The organism is Halorubrum sp. Ib24, assembly GCF_002252745.1.
In the GTDB taxonomy this organism is placed as follows: domain Archaea; phylum Halobacteriota; class Halobacteria; order Halobacteriales; family Haloferacaceae; genus Halorubrum.
This window is the reverse complement of sequence record NZ_NHOX01000040.1, coordinates 172,295-189,724: the sequence shown is the minus strand read 5'-3', so window position 1 is coordinate 189,724 and position 17,430 is coordinate 172,295. Positions and strand designations below refer to the sequence as shown.

Sequence of the window (17,430 nt, the reverse complement as noted above, 5' to 3'; positions counted from 1 at the left end):
CTTACTCCATATAACCCAAGTCGGAGAGGCGTTCCTCGACGACCGCTTCGCGTTCCTCGCGCTCTCTAGTAGTTTCCTCGCGAGTTCGCGGCTCCGGGAGGTCCACCGCGGCCATCGGGTCGAGATAGGGGAAGTCCACGTCGAACCGCTCCAGCATATTGTACGAGAGGCCGTCGAGGCCGATAACGAGAAGCTCCATATGAGTCGCGTGGCGAGAGCGTTCGATACCGAGTCTAATAGGGTTTGTGAATCCGCCGACCGGCGCGGATTCGACACACAACACGGCCACTCTAGGTTCTTCTCGAAAGTTGTAAACCACACCGATTGCGTCGGTGCGGTCCGTCTCGACGCACGGCGGTTATCGGTATCCGAGAGCGTCGAGTTGCGCTTCGATATCCGCCTCGGTGTCAGAGCCGGTTTCGTCTCGGTCCCGCCCGCGGACGGTGGGCTCGTAGGAATAGTGGTCGCGTCCCTCGACCGTGACCCACGGGACCCGCCGAAGTTCTTCGAGCGGGTTGCCCGGTGGATGGCCCCAGACACCCCACTCGCCGAAGCCGTTGCCGTGGTCCGAAGTGATCGCGACAGTGCCGTCGCAGTTGTCCAACAGGAGGTCGATAGAGTCGAGCACCCAACACAGGTTGTCACGGTACGCGTCCCACACCTTGTCCTTCGGAAGTTCGCCGTCTCGACAGCGTTTCCATAGGTCCTTGTCGGTGGCTGTCTCTGCCTGATCGCCGCCCCGGGCCTCGAACCACTCGGGACGGCTACGGAACGGTGTGTGTGGTTGCATATAGTGGACGACGAGGTGGTCGACGCCGAGTTCGTCTCGGCGCCGCCACACGTCGATAGCCTTGTCGGTGAGTACCTCGGGTGGGACGGTGGAGACCTCGACGTCTTCGTCGGCCTCCCAGTGGGTCCGCCACGCCTCGTCGAGGAACCCCAAACGGCTCTCGTCGAGTGGAAGCTGTGGCCAGCTATCGCTCTCGTTGCCCGAGAACGTGTTGCCCGTGATGTAGGCGACACGGCGGGCTTGTTCCTCGTAGTCCAAGCCGAACGTGTTCGAGATCCACTCGGGGCTCATCGACCCGACAGACCGCATCTCGCCGGGAGTCTCGGGGAGGTAGTCATACTCGTCAGTGGCGCAGACCTCCGCCATCAGGTCCCACCGGCAAGCGTCTATGACGAGGCAGACGTCGAACTCGCGGTTCCAGATAGGTTCGGTCTCGCCACTGTGAACGACATGGAGTCCGCGAGAGAGGGCGCCGACCCAGAAGTCCTGGGCTGCACCGCGGGCCGCTATAGGGAAGGGGTCATTACGGAACTTGCGTCGGGTTTCCTGAATCCATTCAGCGAACGTCATTCGATAGCTTCGTACTGTATATCGGTTCCCCCAGTTGGATAAAACGGTTCCGTTGTACACAGCACTACCTTACCATAACGTCAATCACCAATTAGGATTTCTGGCAGTACACGTGGCGCCCAGTCTCACTCAGCTGGGAACAGTCCACCTCGATGCCGTACTGGTCGGCAAGTTCATTGAGTGGTTTGCGCTCCTCGGCGATCCGGCATTCGAGCGTTCCCTTAGTCTCGAACCCCGGGGGCGTGTCATACTGCTCTCTATCGCGGGCCTTCCAGTAGGCATAGCAGTGTGAGAGGAAATCATATGGCTTCTTGAATGTGTTCAGAAGCGGTCCGCGGTCCCGCTCGAGGATGTAGTACCGATCGTGGTGGAGCGACCACGCGAGCGCAGAACGGAGCGTGATACCGGACTGGAAGTCACAGATCTTCACACGGATATCCCGCTTGAGTTCAGCCGAGAAGTCCTTGTCGTATCCGATAGATTCACAGACGGAGCCGTGTTCGAGCCAGAGTATCGCGTCCTCGGCGAACAGTTGCTGCCACAGATGTCGGTCTTCCCCCACCGGCAAATTCGGATACGGATGATCCATCAGCAGTGATCGCGGTGCTATGTTGATGCTCATTCCAGAGAGGAAAAACGGCCGCCCCATGCCAGATTCTAACTGATGGTAGACGGCGGCGAAATCCTCGATAACGCCGTCGAAGAATCGATTGTCGGCGTCTAGCTGTACGAATACGTAGTCCCCGTTCGATTCTTCGACGGCAATATTTCGATCGCCCCCGAGTGTGTCGTACTCGTCGGCCCGGTGAAGTATTGCTCGGAGCTTCGCGTACTCGTCTTCAAGTTCGCGGAGGATATCCCGACTACCATCCGTCGAGCCCCCGTCCACGACGACGACTTCGTAGCTATCGTCCACTTGGTCGACTATGCTGCGAAGAGACCGCTCCAAGGTGTCCGCCATATTGTAGTTGCAGACAGCGATAGAGTACCGGACCATACACCCGCTATCGACGGGAGGCGAAAAAGGATATCCATTGTTCTACTGCTGGGTTCTTGCTGGCCTCGTCTCGGGGGATTTATTTTCATTCCGAGCGCACTCGGCGCTATGCGAACGTTCCGTATTGCCATCGTCGGTATGGGAAACGCAGGGCCGAACAGACACCTACCGGCTATCGACGCCCACCCGCGCGCGGAGGCCGTCGCCTTCTGTGACCTCAACGAGTCCCGACTCGAAGACGCCGCCTCCGGGCGGGACATCGCAACGTACACCGACTACCACGAGATGCTCGACGCAGAGGAGTTGGACGCCGTCCACCTCTGTACGCCCCCACAGACCCACCTCGACATCGCGTCGGACGTGATAGAGGCGGGCGTCCCCGTCCTCATCGAGAAACCGGTCGCGATGAGTTCCGACGAAGTAGCGAAGCTCATCGACGTACGGGACGAGACGGGGACGCCAGTTTCTGTCGTCCACAACCGGCTCTTCCTCCCCCACGTACAGGAGGCGATTCACCGCGTGGAGTCCGGCGAGATCGGCGATGTCGTCTCGGTCACGATGCTCCTCTCGAAGGAGGACGACCTCACGGAGACCTTCCGCGGCGACTGGGTGTTCGACCTCCCGGGTGGCGAACTCGGCGAGGGGAGTCCCCACCAGGTGTACGTCCCGCTCCGCTTCGTGGACGGTCTCGGTGAGATCTGTGGCGTCGGGACGCAGAACTACCGCAACTACGAACCGCCGGTCGAGTTCGACGGCGCGGGGGTCGAGGCGCTCGACGAGGAGGGGCGCCGTCTCATCTCGATCAAGATGCTCGCCAACTCCGCGACCCGCGACACACTGTTCGTCCACGGAACGAAAGGAGAGCTCCAGGTCGACTTCGTCAAGCGCGGCGTGTTCGTCACCACGAACAAGGAGCGCTACTCCGCGAAGTCGTTCGCCACCGAGAACGCGAGTTCGACCCTCCAGTTGGTTTCGAACGTCCTAAAGACGGGGGTCGGCTTCGCGAAACGCATCGCCTACCGCAAGATGGACGACTCGCGGAGCGAGGAGAGCAACGGACACTATGTGCAGATTGACCGGTTCATTGAAGCCGTAGAGACGGACACCAATGTTCCAGTCACGCTGGAGGAGTCGTTAGAGACTGTCGTAGTGCTAGAGGCGTTGGAAGAGTGAAGAATTAAGGACTTGTCGACCACTATAAATAACCCAACTCTTTCAACCGGGATTGAGCAGAGTCTGAGACATCTGACTCATCAGTTGAGCTAGCACGTGCTGTTGTCACTACGTCCTCGATAGTACTATCAAACTGGCTTTTCGCCCAGTCCGGGACACTACTGCAGTTGTCCAAAAGGTCTTGATCACTCGAATAATGCCGGTTCAAATGATACTTATACGCATTTCCGAGGCTGTCCCAGACTACCTTTGTATTGTTCCGACACGCAGAGCGAATCCCTCGGCTGAAGAACTCCGCGTCATATTGATCAGGTATATCCAAATTTGAACCCAATCCAATTACTTCTGCAGGAACAACGGATCTGGTGATATCACACCAGCGGTTTTCTGCCATTCCGAGAATCAATTCGGGCAAATCTAATAGACTCACGTATTCTGTTGTAGAATTGCCACCTCTGGGAGGATTGATAATTTCAAGAGGCACATGTAATAATTGCTCTGAAAGACTACTTTTATGATTTACCAATCCGTGTGCACTTTTTTCTCCATGGTTCTCCCCATGGTCTGCTGTGATAATCACGGTCGTCGGCAACTCCGAAAGATTCCGTATTTTCTCCACAAACCTGATACTAATTGGTCCATATAATCAATGATGGCTGCATAGACCCTTTCTCTCACCTCCCAGTATTCTCGATGATTATTCCCCATCAATTCCCACGTATCGTATTTGTCAGAACACCACGAAGAGGGGGCCCCGTGGATAGATTTATTCAGTCCCCGAAAAGGCTTGAGCTGGACGTGTGCATCCATAAGGTTCGCAAATAGTAGCCATGGCTCCGTTGTCCGCTTAACAGTTCTCTTCACTTCTCGACAAACCGCCTTGCCAGTATCGTCTATTAATTTTGGCCCTGGAATAGATTTCTTCCGATGATGCAAGAAAGCCGTAATACCATTCAAAAGGTTCGCTGTGGTATGACCTCTATTTACAGATTTAAACACGAACTGAAGTTTGGAATCAAAGTCAATAGAGCCAATTCCGTTTGGATATCTCTGAAAAGTACTAACTTCACGGAATACGTCAAAATATTCATCTAAATTGTAGGTTTCTGAGGCAAATGAGTTCGCACTCACACCAATTGTTTTGTGCTCGGTATCTGAATCTGACAATATATCCGTCGTAATCCCATCAAATGATCGGGAGTACGTATGGACCCCATGCTTAGACGGGAGTTCGCCCGTAAACATACTCGCATGGCTCGGAGTTGACCACGAACTGGGAGCGCGTGCCTGTTCAATCGAAATCCCAGAGTGCGACTGTATTCGAGGTGCCCAAGTATCAAAGAAATCTTTGCGGACAGAGTCGAGAACGATAATAGCAATATTTCTGTTCATGCTCGGTATCGGCCCAAGGCAAGGTTCTTAATGTCACCTGCCTCGTTAAGCCATCGTTGAATACCAACCGGGATCGATTCGGTTACTGCTGTTTTGAGAGACCGATCCGTGAATGCAGCACTATTCCGTTTGGAAACAATCTGATCATATTCCCATTTATTGAGTATGTGCTCTTTTGCCTTATACCACGACACCAGATCCTGACGAGACTTATTATATTCCTCATCAGTCGTTTCGATATGTTCGAACAGAACGCTGGGTGACGCACCCCACTGCCAGCCGGCATCCCATTGGCCGATCATGAAATCCAGGTGGTCTTTCGCACTCTGGAAATACGGATCCCAGGAGTAATCGGCTAGCGCGTCTCGGCGTACGAGAGCAGCTTGCGGGACAAAGTTGAACTCGAGAAGGGGGTAATCAGCAATTCGACGAACTTCAGTATCGTTGCTACAGCGAACGAGTATATTTCCTCCGTCCTCATTTCTGAAGTCATGGCAGTATCCTCCAACACGACCATCTTCAACGAGAAGGCCAGCAATACCACCAAACTCTGGCACTTCTATTAGTTGCTCGAGCAAAATGTGGGCATTTGGCGGTATTCGGTGATCAGGATCTGTCATTAGTAAGAATTCAGTATCGAAAGCATCTACCAAAGCATCTCGACCAACACCTATCCCCGCGTCGTATTCGAGGTCGAGAACGTTGAGTTCGAAATCCCAACTCGAATTGTAAATACTGGCCCGAGATTGGGTATGTCCGTCATCAGCAACGATCACGTGGTTAATGTAGGGCGGGATACTTTCTAACAGCCCTCGAAACGCTTCGGTACGAGTGAAGACTTTAGTTGCTACGGTGATTTCATCGGTTCTCGGATGTGGTGATTCGGCATGTATCATGCGTACCCCAAGTCCTCCAGCCGCTGCCTTGTCGCGTCGTCCACGTCGCCCATCCCGTCAGAGTCACTACGAACCCCGAGGTCGGTGAACTCGTCGAACACCTCGTCTACGCGTGCCTCGTCGGCGTCACTCGACTTGTAGGATGACTCCGCGTTGTTCACCCGCACCGTCGCACGCTTTTCGCGCCACGACAGGGCCTTTTCCACGCAGTGGCCCGCTCCGTCGTACACCGCCCGAGCGTCGCCGTTGAAGCGGTAGAAGTCTCCCGTGTACCGCTGGGCGCGCTCCTCCATCGGTTCCTCCAATCCGTGTGAGGAGACGACCACCGGCCCGTCTGGAACGAAGGCGTCGAGACCGTCAGTTCCCTCGACAACGCCCTCGACGACCGACGGGAACTGGGTCAGCGACGCCGCCTCGGTGACGGTGTCCGCCTCCGACTGCCCGGGGAACTGCACGACCAGCGGTACGTGGGTCAGCACCTCATGAATCCCGGCGCCGTGCGCCGCGACTCTGGCGTTCGGCTTCGGGCTGTCGCGATCGCCGCGGATGCGACTGGGCTCTCCGAACCCCTCACCGTGGTCGCTCGTCACCACGACCAGCGTGTCCTCGAGTTCGCCCCGCTCCTCCAGCGCGCCCAGCACGCGCTCCAGTTCGGCGTCCATCTGTCTGATGGTCCCGTCGTAGAGCCCCTCCAGTGCCTTCCGCTGCCACCACGGCCGCTGGCCGCCGTTGAACTCCCAGACCTGGTCGTCCATCTCGTTCTGAAGCTCCCGAAGCTTCTTTCCGCCCCACTCATCGTGGTCGTCGTCAGGAAGGTACGGAAGATGGCCGTCCATAAAGTTCACGCAGGCCGCCCACGGACCGTCGCGCTCGGCCTGCCAGTCGAGGAACAGGTCGCCGTACACGCGCGCTGGCGTGCTAGATTGGAAGCGATCGGGTAACAATTGCGGGTAGTCCCACGCGAGTTTCGTGAACACGCCGTTAGCGAGCGATTTCAGTGTGTCGTCGCGCTCCAGACAATGCTTGAGGTACTCGACGTAGTGGCCCTGCCCCTCCGAGAGCACGAAGTTCGAGGGGTCGACGGCGCCGGGGAACAGCAGGTTGCGCGCACCCTCTACCGTGTCGAAGGCCTCCTTCAGACCGACGGGCATGTCCGTGATCCACGTGTTCTCGGAAAAAACGCCGGTGTCGTAGCCGTGGTCGTCGGCGAGCATCTCGAAGATCGTGTGCCCGGGTTCGAGTTCGTGACGCGCCCGCGTAACGCCGTGTTCCGCCACGTGCATCCCCGTGAACATGCTCGTATGGCTCGGCAGGCTCCACGTGCCCGGACTGCGCGCCTGTTCGTAGACAGTCGCCTGCTCCGCGAATTCCTCGAGGAAAGACGTCGTCTCGTGCTCGTGCCCATGGAGGCTCGTGTTCGCCGCCCGGACACTGTCCATAACGATGAGAAGGACGTTGGGCGAATTCATTCCCTAGCACCAGACTCCTCAGGAGGTACATTAACTTGACTCTTCCATCCGTCCGGGTAGTCAAGTGTGGTTGGCGACCACCCGAACTTCGAGAGCGCGAGCAAGCCTGCTTTTGGAGCAATCTGAAGCGGATGGCGGCGTAGTAAGTACCAGAGCCATTCCAAGTGTCCGCTGGTCGTGGGTTCGGTCATCTCGTCGTGGTGAGGGATAATCTTTCGAGGGAGTCGAAGAACGCGTGCACCGATTCGGTCACACTGAATCGCAAAATCCGTGTCGCCGCCGTGTGGCCGAGATTCGTCGAAACCACCAGCAGCTTTCCAGAGTGAACGGTGAAAGATCATGAATCGACCGATGACCCAGTCCATCGGCCAGAAGTCTTCCAGACCGACTAGTTGCCTCTCGTGCATCGAGTCTACGAGCATCGCAGTAAGTTCAGTTGGAAACGTAATGTCGTCGTCGGCGAGAACTATCCAGTTATTCTCTGCGGCTTCAACACCTTTGTTCCGAGCGACATTCAGCCCTTCATCGCGACGAACAACGGTTTCGACCCAGTCCGGCGTACTCGATACAGTGAAGTTCTCCTCTCGATTTGTAGGGATGACAATCGAGACGTTTTCAAGTGCCGACCGGACATCAAGCGGTCCGTGGGCGTCTTCCGCCTCGATTCCCGGCCCAGGTACGCTTTCAAATTTCTCGTTCATCGACACCACCAGTTAAAGAGATATCGGACATGGTGTATCTGCTAGTGAGTACCGGTAAAGACCCTTTCGCTCGTTCTACTATTAGTATTTATGACAATTCACTGTGCCTATTCGCTCATTTCCAATTTCTGTAAGTTATAAATGAGTTAGGCCTTGGGACATTGGTTTCACTCGATGCGGTTCTTGAGGACCGCAAAAACAGAGACTGCGTGATTGATCTGGCTTACTACCGCTCTCGACAGATGGTGTATACGGACGACCGCTAGTCGGCTACTGTGCCGTTCGACATCCGAGCAACTTCTCATCTAAGACGAAGCCAGCCAGTTCGAGGAGCCATTCAATAGACAGCCAGAAGATTGCACTTATCACGACAGTATGATATGCGAGAAATTACCTGACTGTGATGTCGTAACGCTCTGAACAGAGACGGGAGGCCCCATCATCACAGCGATCCGGATCGCCTCTCTGTTGGATGTGGAGTCGTGTAACGAACGATAGCCACGCAAAATCGACACGATAATCCCGGCGTCCCAACCATCTTCTCGCATGCAGAACAAACGCGTTCTCGTCACGGGCGGCGCGGGCTTCATCGGCTCGACCCTCGCGAACCGCCTCGCCGCCGAAAACGACGTGATCGCCGTCGACGACACCTACCTCGGCACGTCCGAGAACCTCGACGACGACGTCGAGTTCGTCGAGGCCTCCGTCCTCGACGACGACTACCCCGCCGACGTCGACGTCCTCTTCCACCTCGCCGCGCTCTCCTCGCGGAACATGCACGAGGAGAACCCCCAGCGCGGCTGCCGCGTCAACGTCGAGGGGTTCGTCAACGCCGTCGAGCGCGCCCGCCGCGAGGGGTGCGAAACGGTCGTCTACGCTTCCACCTCCTCGATCTACGGCAGCCGCACCGAGCCCTCGCCCGTCGAGATGGACGTGGAGGCGCACACCGCTTACGAGGCCTCGAAGCTCGCCCGCGAGCGCTACGCCGAGTACTACGCCAACCACCACGAGATGGCGATGGCCGGGCTTCGCTTCTTCTCCGTCTACCAGGGCTTCGCCGGCAACGAGGAGCACAAAGGGGAGTACGCGAACACGGTCGCGCAGTTCGCGGACGCCATCGCGAACGGCGAGGCGCCCGAGCTGTTCGGCGACGGCAGCCAGACCCGCGACTTCACGCACGTCACGGACGTCGCCCGCGCCTGCGAGCTCGCCGCCGACCACGAGATCACCGGCGTCTACAACGTCGGCACCCAAGAGGCGTACTCGTTCAACGAGATGGTCGCGATGATCAACGACGCGCTCGGCACCGATATCGACCCGGAGTACATTGAGTGCCCCTTCGACGGCTACGTCCACGACACGATGGCCGACTACTCGCAGTTCCACGAGGCCACCGGCTGGGAACCCGAGATCGGCTTTGAGGAGGGCGTCGAGCTGGTGTGTGAGCCGTACCTGAACGACGCGGAGCGCTGAGCCGTCCCTCGGTCGACGACGCCCGACCGAGACGAGGCGGCAACGATCGCTCGGACTGACAGTCACCGATCCGACACAGTAGCCCTAACTCTGACTTAATTCAAATTCGTCGTTTATTACAATCACTCTCGGTCGGGTTGAGCGCGTATGTTCGGCCGCGAGGTCGCCGTCGGCGGTGCCTGCCTCCTGGTGGTCTTCGCCGTGGTCTCATTCTCCGGAGGCGTCGGCGTCTCGGCCGCCGATATCGACGCCGAGTTACGAGTCGTCGACGCCGATCCGGCGGCTGACACGACCGGTGGAGCCGACCGCGCGACAGTCATCGCGACCAGCGAAATCGATGGGCCCGTAGGGTCGAACGCGTCGGACGGTCCAAGCGCCCCTGAGGAGACGGACGACACGGGCGAATCCGAGGAGTCAGAAGGCCACGAAGGACCGGACGAGCCTGCGGGGCCTGACGATTCGAACGAGCCTGCGGAGCCGAACGAGCCAAGCGACCCTGATGGGGCTGAGGAGTCGAACGCGTCGAACGAGCCCGGTGAACCGGGAGGCCCAGACGAGAGCGACGATTCGGACGACACTAGCGAGTCGGGCGCGCCCGGAGATTCGAACGAGCCAGAGGACTCTGAGGAGGCAGACGAGACCGAGGAGTCGGACGAATCCGGCGACGCCGACGAGCCAGACGACTCCGAGGAACCGGACGATTCGGACGACACCGACGAGGAGCAGACCGATCCGGAGGATACTGAGGAGTCTGACGATTCAGACGAGCCGGACGCCCCCGGGGAGTCGGAGGAGTCGAACGCGTCTGACGAGCCCGACGAACCGAGAGAATCTGAGGAGACAAACGATTCGACGGACTCTGAGGGAACAGACGATCCGGGCGAGACGGACGAATCCGAGGCGCCTGCAGAGTCCAACGGTCCTGAGGAGTCGGACGATCCCAGCGAACGGGACGAAACCGAGGAGTCAGACCAGTCGGAAGAACCGGACGAATCGGAAGATCCGAGTGAGTCAGACGGTTCCGACGGCTCTGAGAGTCCTGACGATTCCGACGGTCCGGGCGACACTGGGGAGTCGAACGAGACGGGTGCCCCCGGCGGCTCTGAGGAGTCGAACGCCTCGGACGGGCGAGACGATTCGGACGACCCCGGGGGAACGGACGGTCCCACCGACCCGGAGGAGTCGAACGACTCTGGGGAGTCGAACGATCCCGACGACTCCGACGAGTCGGAAGATCCGCAAGAGGCCGATGAGTCGGCGGATTCAGACGGCTCGGACGGATCTGACAATCCCGGCGGTCCGGGCGGTGCTGAGGAGTCGAACGAGTCGGACGACACCGGTGGCCACGGGGAGCCGAACGGGACGGACGATCGCGACGACCCGGGGAACGCTGCGGAGTCGGACGGTCCCGAGAATCCGGGCGACGCTGAGGGATCGGACGACTCCGAGGGACCGGACGCGTCGGACGAGGCCGACGAAGGGGGCGATCCCGAACAGACCGAAGAGTCCGGGGAAGCGGGCGATACCGACGAGCCAGACGGCTCCGGAAAGTCTGATGATTCGAACGGATCTGCGGGGTCTGCCGACCCGGGCGACGCTGGAGAGAGCGACGACACCGACGACGAAGGCGGCTCTGAGGAGTCCGAGAACACCGACGAGCCGGACGAGGCTGAGGAGGTCGACGACTCAGACGACCCCGACGGGTCGGTGGGGTCTGCGGAATCGGACGAACCCGAGGGGTCGGACGATCCTGCGGGGTCTACCGACTCAGACGTTTCAAACGACTCGGTTCAATCGGCAGATCCGAACGATTCCGAGAATACCGAGGTGTCAGAGGCGCCCGAGGACTCAGCGGAACCGGACGAGTCTGGCGATTCGGACGACACTGAGCCGGCAGAGGAGTCGGACGGTACCGAGGAGTCGGACGGTACCGAGGAGTCAGACGGTTCGGACGAGTCCAGCGAGTCGAGTGACCCCGACGAGTCGAGCCAGCCTGACGAGTCGGAATCCCCGCGGGATTTCGACGCGTCGGACGACGACGATGAGCCGGACGAGCCGGACGACCCCGAGCCGACGGTGATCCGCTCCGAATCGGAGGGGGCCGTCACCGTCGACGTCGAGGGAGCGGACGGCGAACGCCGCGACGTCGCCGTGGACCTCGCCGGCCCGTCGGACTCGCGACCGGTCGTGTCGGTGTCCGCGGTCGGTATCGACCCGGCCGGTGACGCCAGGGCGTACGAGGCGACGATCGGACGACCGGCGGCCGAGCCAGACGGTCCCGACCCGGTCCCGCGCGGGACGGAGCTCGGGTACGTGGCGTTCGACTCCACGCTCGACCCGGCCGACACGAGCGCGGCGACGCTTCGGTTCGCCGTCGACTCCGAGTCGCTCCCGAGCGAGGCGAGCCCGGAGCACGTCGCGGCGTTGCGATACGCCGACGGCGAGTGGACGACGGAGAACGTCTCGCACGACCGGGAGGGCGATACCCACACGGTCACGCTGCCGCACGCGACGCCAGTGGCGGTCGTCGCGCTTGAACCCGGTCGCGTCCGGATCACTGAGAGCGAGGTGCCGGCGGACTGGGTCCGGGCCGGCTACGAGGCGACCCTCCGGACGACGGTGGAAAACCCCGGTGACCGCCCGGCGACCCGGAATCTCACCGTCGCGATGCACGGCGACCCCGTCGCCGAGCGGCGCGTGTCGCTCGGCCCGGGCGAGAGCGCGACCATCGGGGTGACGTTCGAACCGCCCGAGAGCGGGACGGTGTCGCTCGAAGGGGACGAAGCGGGGTCGATCGAACTCCGCGGCGACGGCGACGGCGACGCCGAGTCGACGTCGACGGGCGCCGAGACGAGCGAGACCGCCCCGGGATTCGGCGTGGTCGCCGCGGTGCTCGCGCTCTTGGTGGCGGGGCTCGGGGTCCGGAGGCGACGGCCGTAGCCCGCCCGTGGGTCCGTAGACCCGTGGTCTCGAACGCCGACCGCGAGGGCATAGGAGAGAGCCGAACGCGCCCCTCGAAGCCCAACGTTGATACGTCCCGCGTCGGATTCACGTGCATGAACCTCCCTCGCGTGCCGAAACAGCGGTGGGCGAGGGCGACCCTCGGGCTCTCGCTGCTGTTCGCGGTCGGCGCCGTCGCCTACTTCGCTATCGCCGGGGCGCCGATTCAGGGCGTCGTCCTCGGCCTCCTCGTCTTCGGCGCCGGCTACTGGGAGTACAGGAAGAAACTCCAAGAGAAGCGAGTGGCGAGGGAGTACGAGGCCAAAGCCGAGGAGCAGCGCCGGGACGGCGGGAACTGATCGGCGGGACGCGCTCCGCGCCGGTCCGGGCGCCGTCCCCGGAAATCGCCGCCGGAGAGTCCGGGGTTTCATGTGAGTGAACGGAGATACCACGAGCATGAGCGACGGACGCGAGAGCGTGTCGGACGCGATGGACTGGCTACTCGACGAGTTCGAGGCGGACGACGCGGTGTCGTACGCGGAGGTCGGCGGCGTCTACCAGGAGAAGACCGACCTCGTCGTCACCGGCGACGGCCCCCGGAACGCGACGGAGTTCACCGAGACGGGCGTGTGGCTCCGCGTCTTCGCCGACGGCGCGGCCGACTACCGCTACACGAACGCGCTCGACGAGGAGAGCCTGCGCGACGCCGCCGACCGGGCGATCCGGAGCGGCGAGGTGCTCGCGCAGGAGGAGCCCGGGCGGTTCGACGCCTACACGGTTCACCGGGGGACCCACGGCGGCTGGGCGGACGAGGGGATACACGCCCGCCCGCTCGACGAGAAGGTCGCCGCGGTGGAGGACGGGCTCGCGGCGGCGGACGACCTCGCCCTCGACCGCCGGTGGGCGAACTACACGGACGCGCACGTCGAGGAGGCGGTCGGCACCACGACCGGGAGCGTCGTCCGCACGACGCTCGACCGGGCGAAAGTCGATTTCAGCCTCTCGCTCGCCGACGGGCCGAAGGTGAGCCGTCACGCCGGGTCGACGGCGGGGGCGGCCTTCCTCGACGAGATGGGTGACGCGTTCGCGGCCGCCGCGGCCGACGCGCGCTCGCTGTCGGGCGCCGACCCGGTCGACGCGCCGTCCGGGGAGACGACGGTCGCGTTGAGCCCTGAAGCGGCCGGCCAGCTGTTCCACTTCGTGTCGCACTACCTCGAGACCGACACCTGCTACATGGGGATGAGCCCCTACGCCGTCGGCGACCGTATCGGTCCCGACGACCTCGATATCGAGGACGGGATCCGCGCCGGCTCGTGGGCCGCCCGCGCCTACGACACCGAGGTGAAGCCGACCACGCCGACGCGGCTGGTCTCGGACGGGCGGATCGAGCGACGGCTCCACAACACCACCACCGCCGCCGAGGAGGACGCCTATCCGGCGGGCAACAGCGTCCCGAGCCTCGGGTTCGCCGAGCCGCCGCGGATCCACGCCCGCCACCTCGAAGTCGGCGCCGGCGACGCCGACCCCGGAGCGCTCCGCGAGGGCGCCGACGTGTACGTCGAGCGGTTCGGGGAGCCGTGGTTCCGCGACGAGTTCGAACGCGTCCAGCGGGAGGGGTTGTTCCCGCCGAGCGCCCTCTACGCGAGGGACATCGACCGGAAGAGCGAGGACCGGCCCGACTGCGGTTCCGCGGAGTTCCCGGTCGCCGAGGCGTACCGGCTCGACGGCGGAGCGCGGGCCGGCCGCGTCGACGGGCTCGCCGTGGACTACACGCCCGAGGTGTTGGAGACGATATCGCGGATCGGGGCCGTCCGCGAAACCGTGACGGGCGTCTGCGAGAAACACAAGTCGCGGCTCCCGTTCGCGGTGACCGCGCCGGGCGTCCGACTGACGGCGCCGATCCGCGAGAAGGAGTAACGGGCCTAGTCGTCGGCCGGCGTCGACTCGGCGCCGTCACCGGCCGCCGCGGACGGCCTCCCCTCGAGCTCCTCGTAGGGGTCGTACCCCTCCGCGCTCTCGTAGAGGTGACAGGCGACCTCCTGTTCGAACGCCGTCTTCGCCTCGAGCGGCGGCACCACCTGGTCGCAGACGTCGCCGATGTAGTCGGGACACCGGTCTTTGAACCGACAGCCGGTCGGGACGTCGACGATGTCGCCGACCTCCCCTTGGAGCTCGACGCGCTCCCGTCCCACCGAGGGGTCGGGGACCGGGACCGCGTTGATGAGCGCCTGGGTGTACGGGTGCTGGGGGTTCTCGATGACCTGGTCGGTGGGGCCCTTCTCGACGATCTTTCCCATGTACATGATCGCCAGCCGGTCGCACATGTGCCGGAGCAGCGAGAGGTCGTGGCTGATGTAGACGACTGAGAGGCCGAACTCTTCGGTCATCCGGTCGAGAAGCGAGAGGACGCCCGCACGGAGGCTCACGTCGAGCATCGACACCGGCTCGTCGGCGACGATGAAGTCCGGGTCGAGCACGAGCGCCCGCGCGATGGCGACACGCTGACGCTGGCCGCCCGACAGCTCGTGCGGGTACTGGTTGAAGTACTGTTCGGGCGGGAGCAGCTCCGCGAACTCCAGGGCGCGCTGGACCCGCGCCGTCTCGTTGCGGATGTCGTGGATCCGCAGCGGCTCGGCGACGGTGTCGTACACCGTCATCCGCGGGTTCAGGCTCTCGAAGGGGTCTTGGAAGATCATCTGCGCGTTCTGCCTGAACCGCTTGATCTCGGCGTCGCTCGCCTCGGAGAGCCGCGTGTCGTCGTAGACGATGTCGCCGGCGGTCGGCTCGTGGAGCTTCACCATCGACATGCCGGTCGTGGTCTTGCCGCAGCCCGACTCGCCCGCCAGCCCGAGCGTCTCCCCCTGGCGGAGCTCGAAGCTCACCCCGTCGACCGCGTGGACGTAGTCGGGCCCGCCGCCGCCGAACGACTCCATCAGGCTCGCGATCCAGCCCTGATTGACCTTGAAGTGTTTCTTCAGGTCCTCGACTTCGAGGAGGACGTCGTTGCCGCTCATTCCTCGACACCACCGTCGGGGGCGGCGGTCGTCTGGTTCCACGTCCCGGGGTCATCCGCGTACGGCCGAAGCTCGGTGTCGATCTCGTCCGCGTAGTGACAGTACGACCGGAGCCCGTTCTCGTAGTGGGCCTCGGGCTCCTCCTCTCGGCACCGGTCCGTCGCCATCGGACAGCGCTCGGCGAACCGGCACCCCTGCGGCGGATCGATGAGTTCCGGCGGGTACCCCGAGATGGAGAGGAGGTCTTGGTTGCTCTGTCGGATGTTCGGGAACGCGCGCTTCAGCCCGATCGTGTACGGGTGATACGGTTGGTCGAATATCTCTTCGACCGGACCTTCCTCGGCGACCTTCCCGGCGTACATCACGATGACGCGGTCACAGGTCTCGGCGACGACGCTCACGTCGTGCGTGATGACCAGCATCGAGGAGTTGATCTCCTCTTGGATCGAGCCGATCCGCTTGAGGATCTGGTCTTGCATGATGACGTCGAGCGCCGTGGTGGGCTCGTCCGCCAGCATCAGCGACGGTTCGAGCGCGAGCGCCATCGCGATCATGGCGCGCTGGCGCATCCCCCCGGAGAACTGGTGGGGGTAGTCGTCGGCGCGCTCCGGGTCCAACCCGACGAGCTCGAACATCTCCGTGACGATCTCCTCGGATTCCACGCGGCCGGTTCCCGGCCGGTGGGTCTCGATCGCCTCGACGATCTGCTCGCGGATGGTGTACACCGGATCCAGCGAGTTCATCGCCGACTGGGCGATCATGGAGATCTCCTCCCACTTGAGGCGGCGGCGCTGGGGCTCGGGCATCTCCGTCAGGTCGTCGCCTTTGAAGTTGATGCTTCCGTTGTTGATGTAGCCGGCGTCGGGGAGGATGCCGATGATCGCCTTCGCGAGCGTGGTCTTCCCGCAGCCCGACTCGCCGACGATGCCGAGGTTCTCCCCCTGTTCGAGTTCGAAGGAGACGCCGTCGACCGCCTGTGCCGGCCCGTCTTCGGTCTCGTAGTAGACTTCGAGGTCTTCGACTTCCAATTGGCTCATTGTAGTTTGGGGTTCGTGATCTCTTCGTAGCCGCGGCCGATGAGGAAACCGCTGATGACGAGCAGGCCGATGCAGATTCCCGGCGGCACGAACCACCACCACGCCCCGAACGAGAGCGCGGAGTAGGCGCGGGAGGCCTGCAGCATCGTTCCCCACGAGACCGTGTTGGGGTCGCCGAGACCGATGAAGGAGACGCCGGCCTCGGCGAGGATGGCCCACGCGATGCCGAACGACCCGTAGAGGAACGTCATCGGGAGCACGTTGGGCGCGAGGTGTCTGCTGATGATGTGCCAGTCGCTGGCGCCGGCGACCTCTGCGGCCTTCACGAACGGGCGCTCACGGAGCGACAGCGACTGCGAGCGGATGACGCGGGCGGTCGAGCGCCACTGGAGGACGATCAGCGCGAGGATGATGTTCCAGAGGTTCGGCCCCAACACCGCGACGAGGACGATGACCGTCGGGAGCAGCGGCATCCCGTAGAGGAAGTCGACGAGCCGCATCAGCGCGTCGTCGACCTTCCCGCCGTAGTAGCCCGCGACGAGCCCGACGAGGGTACCGATCCCCGCGGTGAACACCGCGGCGATGATGCCGACCATCAGCGCCGCGCGCGTGCCGTACACGAGCTGACTGAAGATGTCGTAGCCCGCGGCCGTCGTTCCGAGCAGGTACTCGGAGTCCGCGCCGAGCAGCGACGGCTCCACCCACTTGTCGATGAGGACCCCGGCGTCGCCCTGGTACTGCCGGACGAGGGGCTGGTGGGTCGCGATGTACGGCGCGAAGATGGCGATGACGACGAACCCCGCCACCGTGAGCATCGAGAGCTTGACCGACAGCTCGTCGGTCAGCATCCCCCAGTGTTCTCGGAGGGTCTCCCGCCAGAGGCGGAACGTCCGCTGCCACTTGTTGACCTCCGCGTCGGTACTGGCGTCGTCGAGGTCGGTGAATATCGACTGGCTCGATTGTTCTTTTTGGGCCATT

15 protein-coding genes are annotated in these 17,430 nt (G+C 62.2%); 5 read left to right on the top strand and 10 right to left on the bottom strand.

Going from position 1 to position 17,430, the window contains the following annotated elements:
* Position 1 precedes the first annotated feature (1 nt).
* The 3 genes from DJ82_RS11010 to DJ82_RS11000 all read right to left on the bottom strand — a co-directional run bounded on the left by DJ82_RS11010 (position 2) and on the right by DJ82_RS11000 (position 2,357).
* Complete coding sequence (locus tag DJ82_RS11010) at positions 2 to 199, bottom strand: hypothetical protein (protein ID WP_094581801.1); 198 nt, start codon at positions 197 to 199, stop codon at positions 2 to 4.
* A 159-nt stretch (positions 200 to 358) separates the two neighbouring features.
* The gene (locus DJ82_RS11005) at positions 359 to 1,360 is read right to left on the bottom strand and encodes an LTA synthase family protein (RefSeq protein WP_143420541.1); all 1,002 of its coding nucleotides are present in this window, start codon (positions 1,358 to 1,360) and stop codon (positions 359 to 361) included.
* Positions 1,361 to 1,451: 91 nt separating this feature from the next.
* Positions 1,452 to 2,357 (bottom strand): glycosyltransferase family A protein, encoded by a 906-nt coding sequence (locus DJ82_RS11000; protein WP_094581799.1) that lies wholly within the window; start codon positions 2,355 to 2,357, stop codon positions 1,452 to 1,454.
* A 108-nt stretch (positions 2,358 to 2,465) separates the two neighbouring features.
* On the opposite strand from DJ82_RS11000, the gene DJ82_RS10995 reads away from it, so the two are divergent.
* Positions 2,466 to 3,530 carry a Gfo/Idh/MocA family protein gene (locus DJ82_RS10995; protein ID WP_094581798.1) on the top strand — a complete coding sequence of 355 codons (1,065 nt, stop codon included), beginning with the start codon at positions 2,466 to 2,468 and terminating at the stop codon, positions 3,528 to 3,530.
* A gap of 22 nt (positions 3,531 to 3,552) precedes the next feature.
* Here the strand turns inward: DJ82_RS10995 and DJ82_RS14595 are convergent, their stop codons facing one another.
* From DJ82_RS14595 to DJ82_RS10980, 4 genes are all read right to left on the bottom strand, one after another.
* A complete protein-coding gene (locus tag DJ82_RS14595; RefSeq protein WP_143420540.1) occupies positions 3,553 to 4,149 on the bottom strand; it encodes a hypothetical protein in 597 nt (198 codons plus the stop codon).
* Positions 4,150 to 4,918: 769 nt separating this feature from the next.
* On the bottom strand, positions 4,919 to 5,818 hold the full coding sequence (locus DJ82_RS14590; protein WP_143420538.1) for a glycosyltransferase family 2 protein: 900 nt from the start codon (positions 5,816 to 5,818) through the stop codon (positions 4,919 to 4,921).
* Complete coding sequence (locus tag DJ82_RS10985) at positions 5,815 to 7,287, bottom strand: sulfatase (RefSeq protein WP_094581796.1); 1,473 nt, start codon at positions 7,285 to 7,287, stop codon at positions 5,815 to 5,817. Before DJ82_RS10985 ends, DJ82_RS14590 begins: the two co-directional genes overlap by 4 nt.
* Positions 7,284 to 7,988 carry a glycosyltransferase family 2 protein gene (locus DJ82_RS10980; protein ID WP_094581877.1) on the bottom strand — a complete coding sequence of 235 codons (705 nt, stop codon included), beginning with the start codon at positions 7,986 to 7,988 and terminating at the stop codon, positions 7,284 to 7,286. Before DJ82_RS10980 ends, DJ82_RS10985 begins: the two co-directional genes overlap by 4 nt.
* 546 nt (positions 7,989 to 8,534) lie before the next feature.
* On the opposite strand from DJ82_RS10980, the gene DJ82_RS10975 reads away from it, so the two are divergent.
* The 4 genes from DJ82_RS10975 (at position 8,535) to DJ82_RS10960 (ending at position 14,318) form a co-directional block, all read left to right on the top strand.
* Positions 8,535 to 9,461 carry an NAD-dependent epimerase/dehydratase family protein gene (locus DJ82_RS10975; protein WP_094581795.1) on the top strand — a complete coding sequence of 309 codons (927 nt, stop codon included), beginning with the start codon at positions 8,535 to 8,537 and terminating at the stop codon, positions 9,459 to 9,461.
* Positions 9,462 to 9,608: 147 nt separating this feature from the next.
* On the top strand, positions 9,609 to 12,401 hold the full coding sequence (locus DJ82_RS15000) for a PGF-CTERM sorting domain-containing protein (protein ID WP_094581794.1): 2,793 nt from the start codon (positions 9,609 to 9,611) through the stop codon (positions 12,399 to 12,401).
* A gap of 116 nt (positions 12,402 to 12,517) precedes the next feature.
* Positions 12,518 to 12,760: a hypothetical protein gene (locus DJ82_RS10965; RefSeq protein WP_094524002.1), complete on the top strand. Its 243-nt coding sequence runs from the start codon at positions 12,518 to 12,520 to the stop codon at positions 12,758 to 12,760.
* Positions 12,761 to 12,857: 97 nt separating this feature from the next.
* Positions 12,858 to 14,318 (top strand): metallopeptidase TldD-related protein, encoded by a 1,461-nt coding sequence (locus DJ82_RS10960; RefSeq protein WP_094524001.1) that lies wholly within the window; start codon positions 12,858 to 12,860, stop codon positions 14,316 to 14,318.
* Between the two features lie 5 nt (positions 14,319 to 14,323).
* On the opposite strand, the gene DJ82_RS10955 is transcribed toward DJ82_RS10960, so the two are convergent.
* Genes DJ82_RS10955 through DJ82_RS10945 form a run of 3 tightly spaced genes read right to left on the bottom strand, consistent with a single transcriptional unit; the run spans position 14,324 to position 17,429 of the window.
* Positions 14,324 to 15,415: an ABC transporter ATP-binding protein gene (locus tag DJ82_RS10955; RefSeq protein WP_094524000.1), complete on the bottom strand. Its 1,092-nt coding sequence runs from the start codon at positions 15,413 to 15,415 to the stop codon at positions 14,324 to 14,326.
* Positions 15,412 to 16,452, bottom strand: coding sequence for an ABC transporter ATP-binding protein (locus DJ82_RS10950; protein WP_094523999.1), 1,041 nt, complete (start codon positions 16,450 to 16,452; stop codon positions 15,412 to 15,414). The genes DJ82_RS10955 and DJ82_RS10950 overlap by 4 nt, the downstream gene beginning before the upstream one ends.
* Positions 16,449 to 17,429: an ABC transporter permease gene (locus DJ82_RS10945; RefSeq protein ID WP_094523998.1), complete on the bottom strand. Its 981-nt coding sequence runs from the start codon at positions 17,427 to 17,429 to the stop codon at positions 16,449 to 16,451. The genes DJ82_RS10950 and DJ82_RS10945 overlap by 4 nt, the downstream gene beginning before the upstream one ends.
* Position 17,430: the final 1 nt, after the last annotated feature.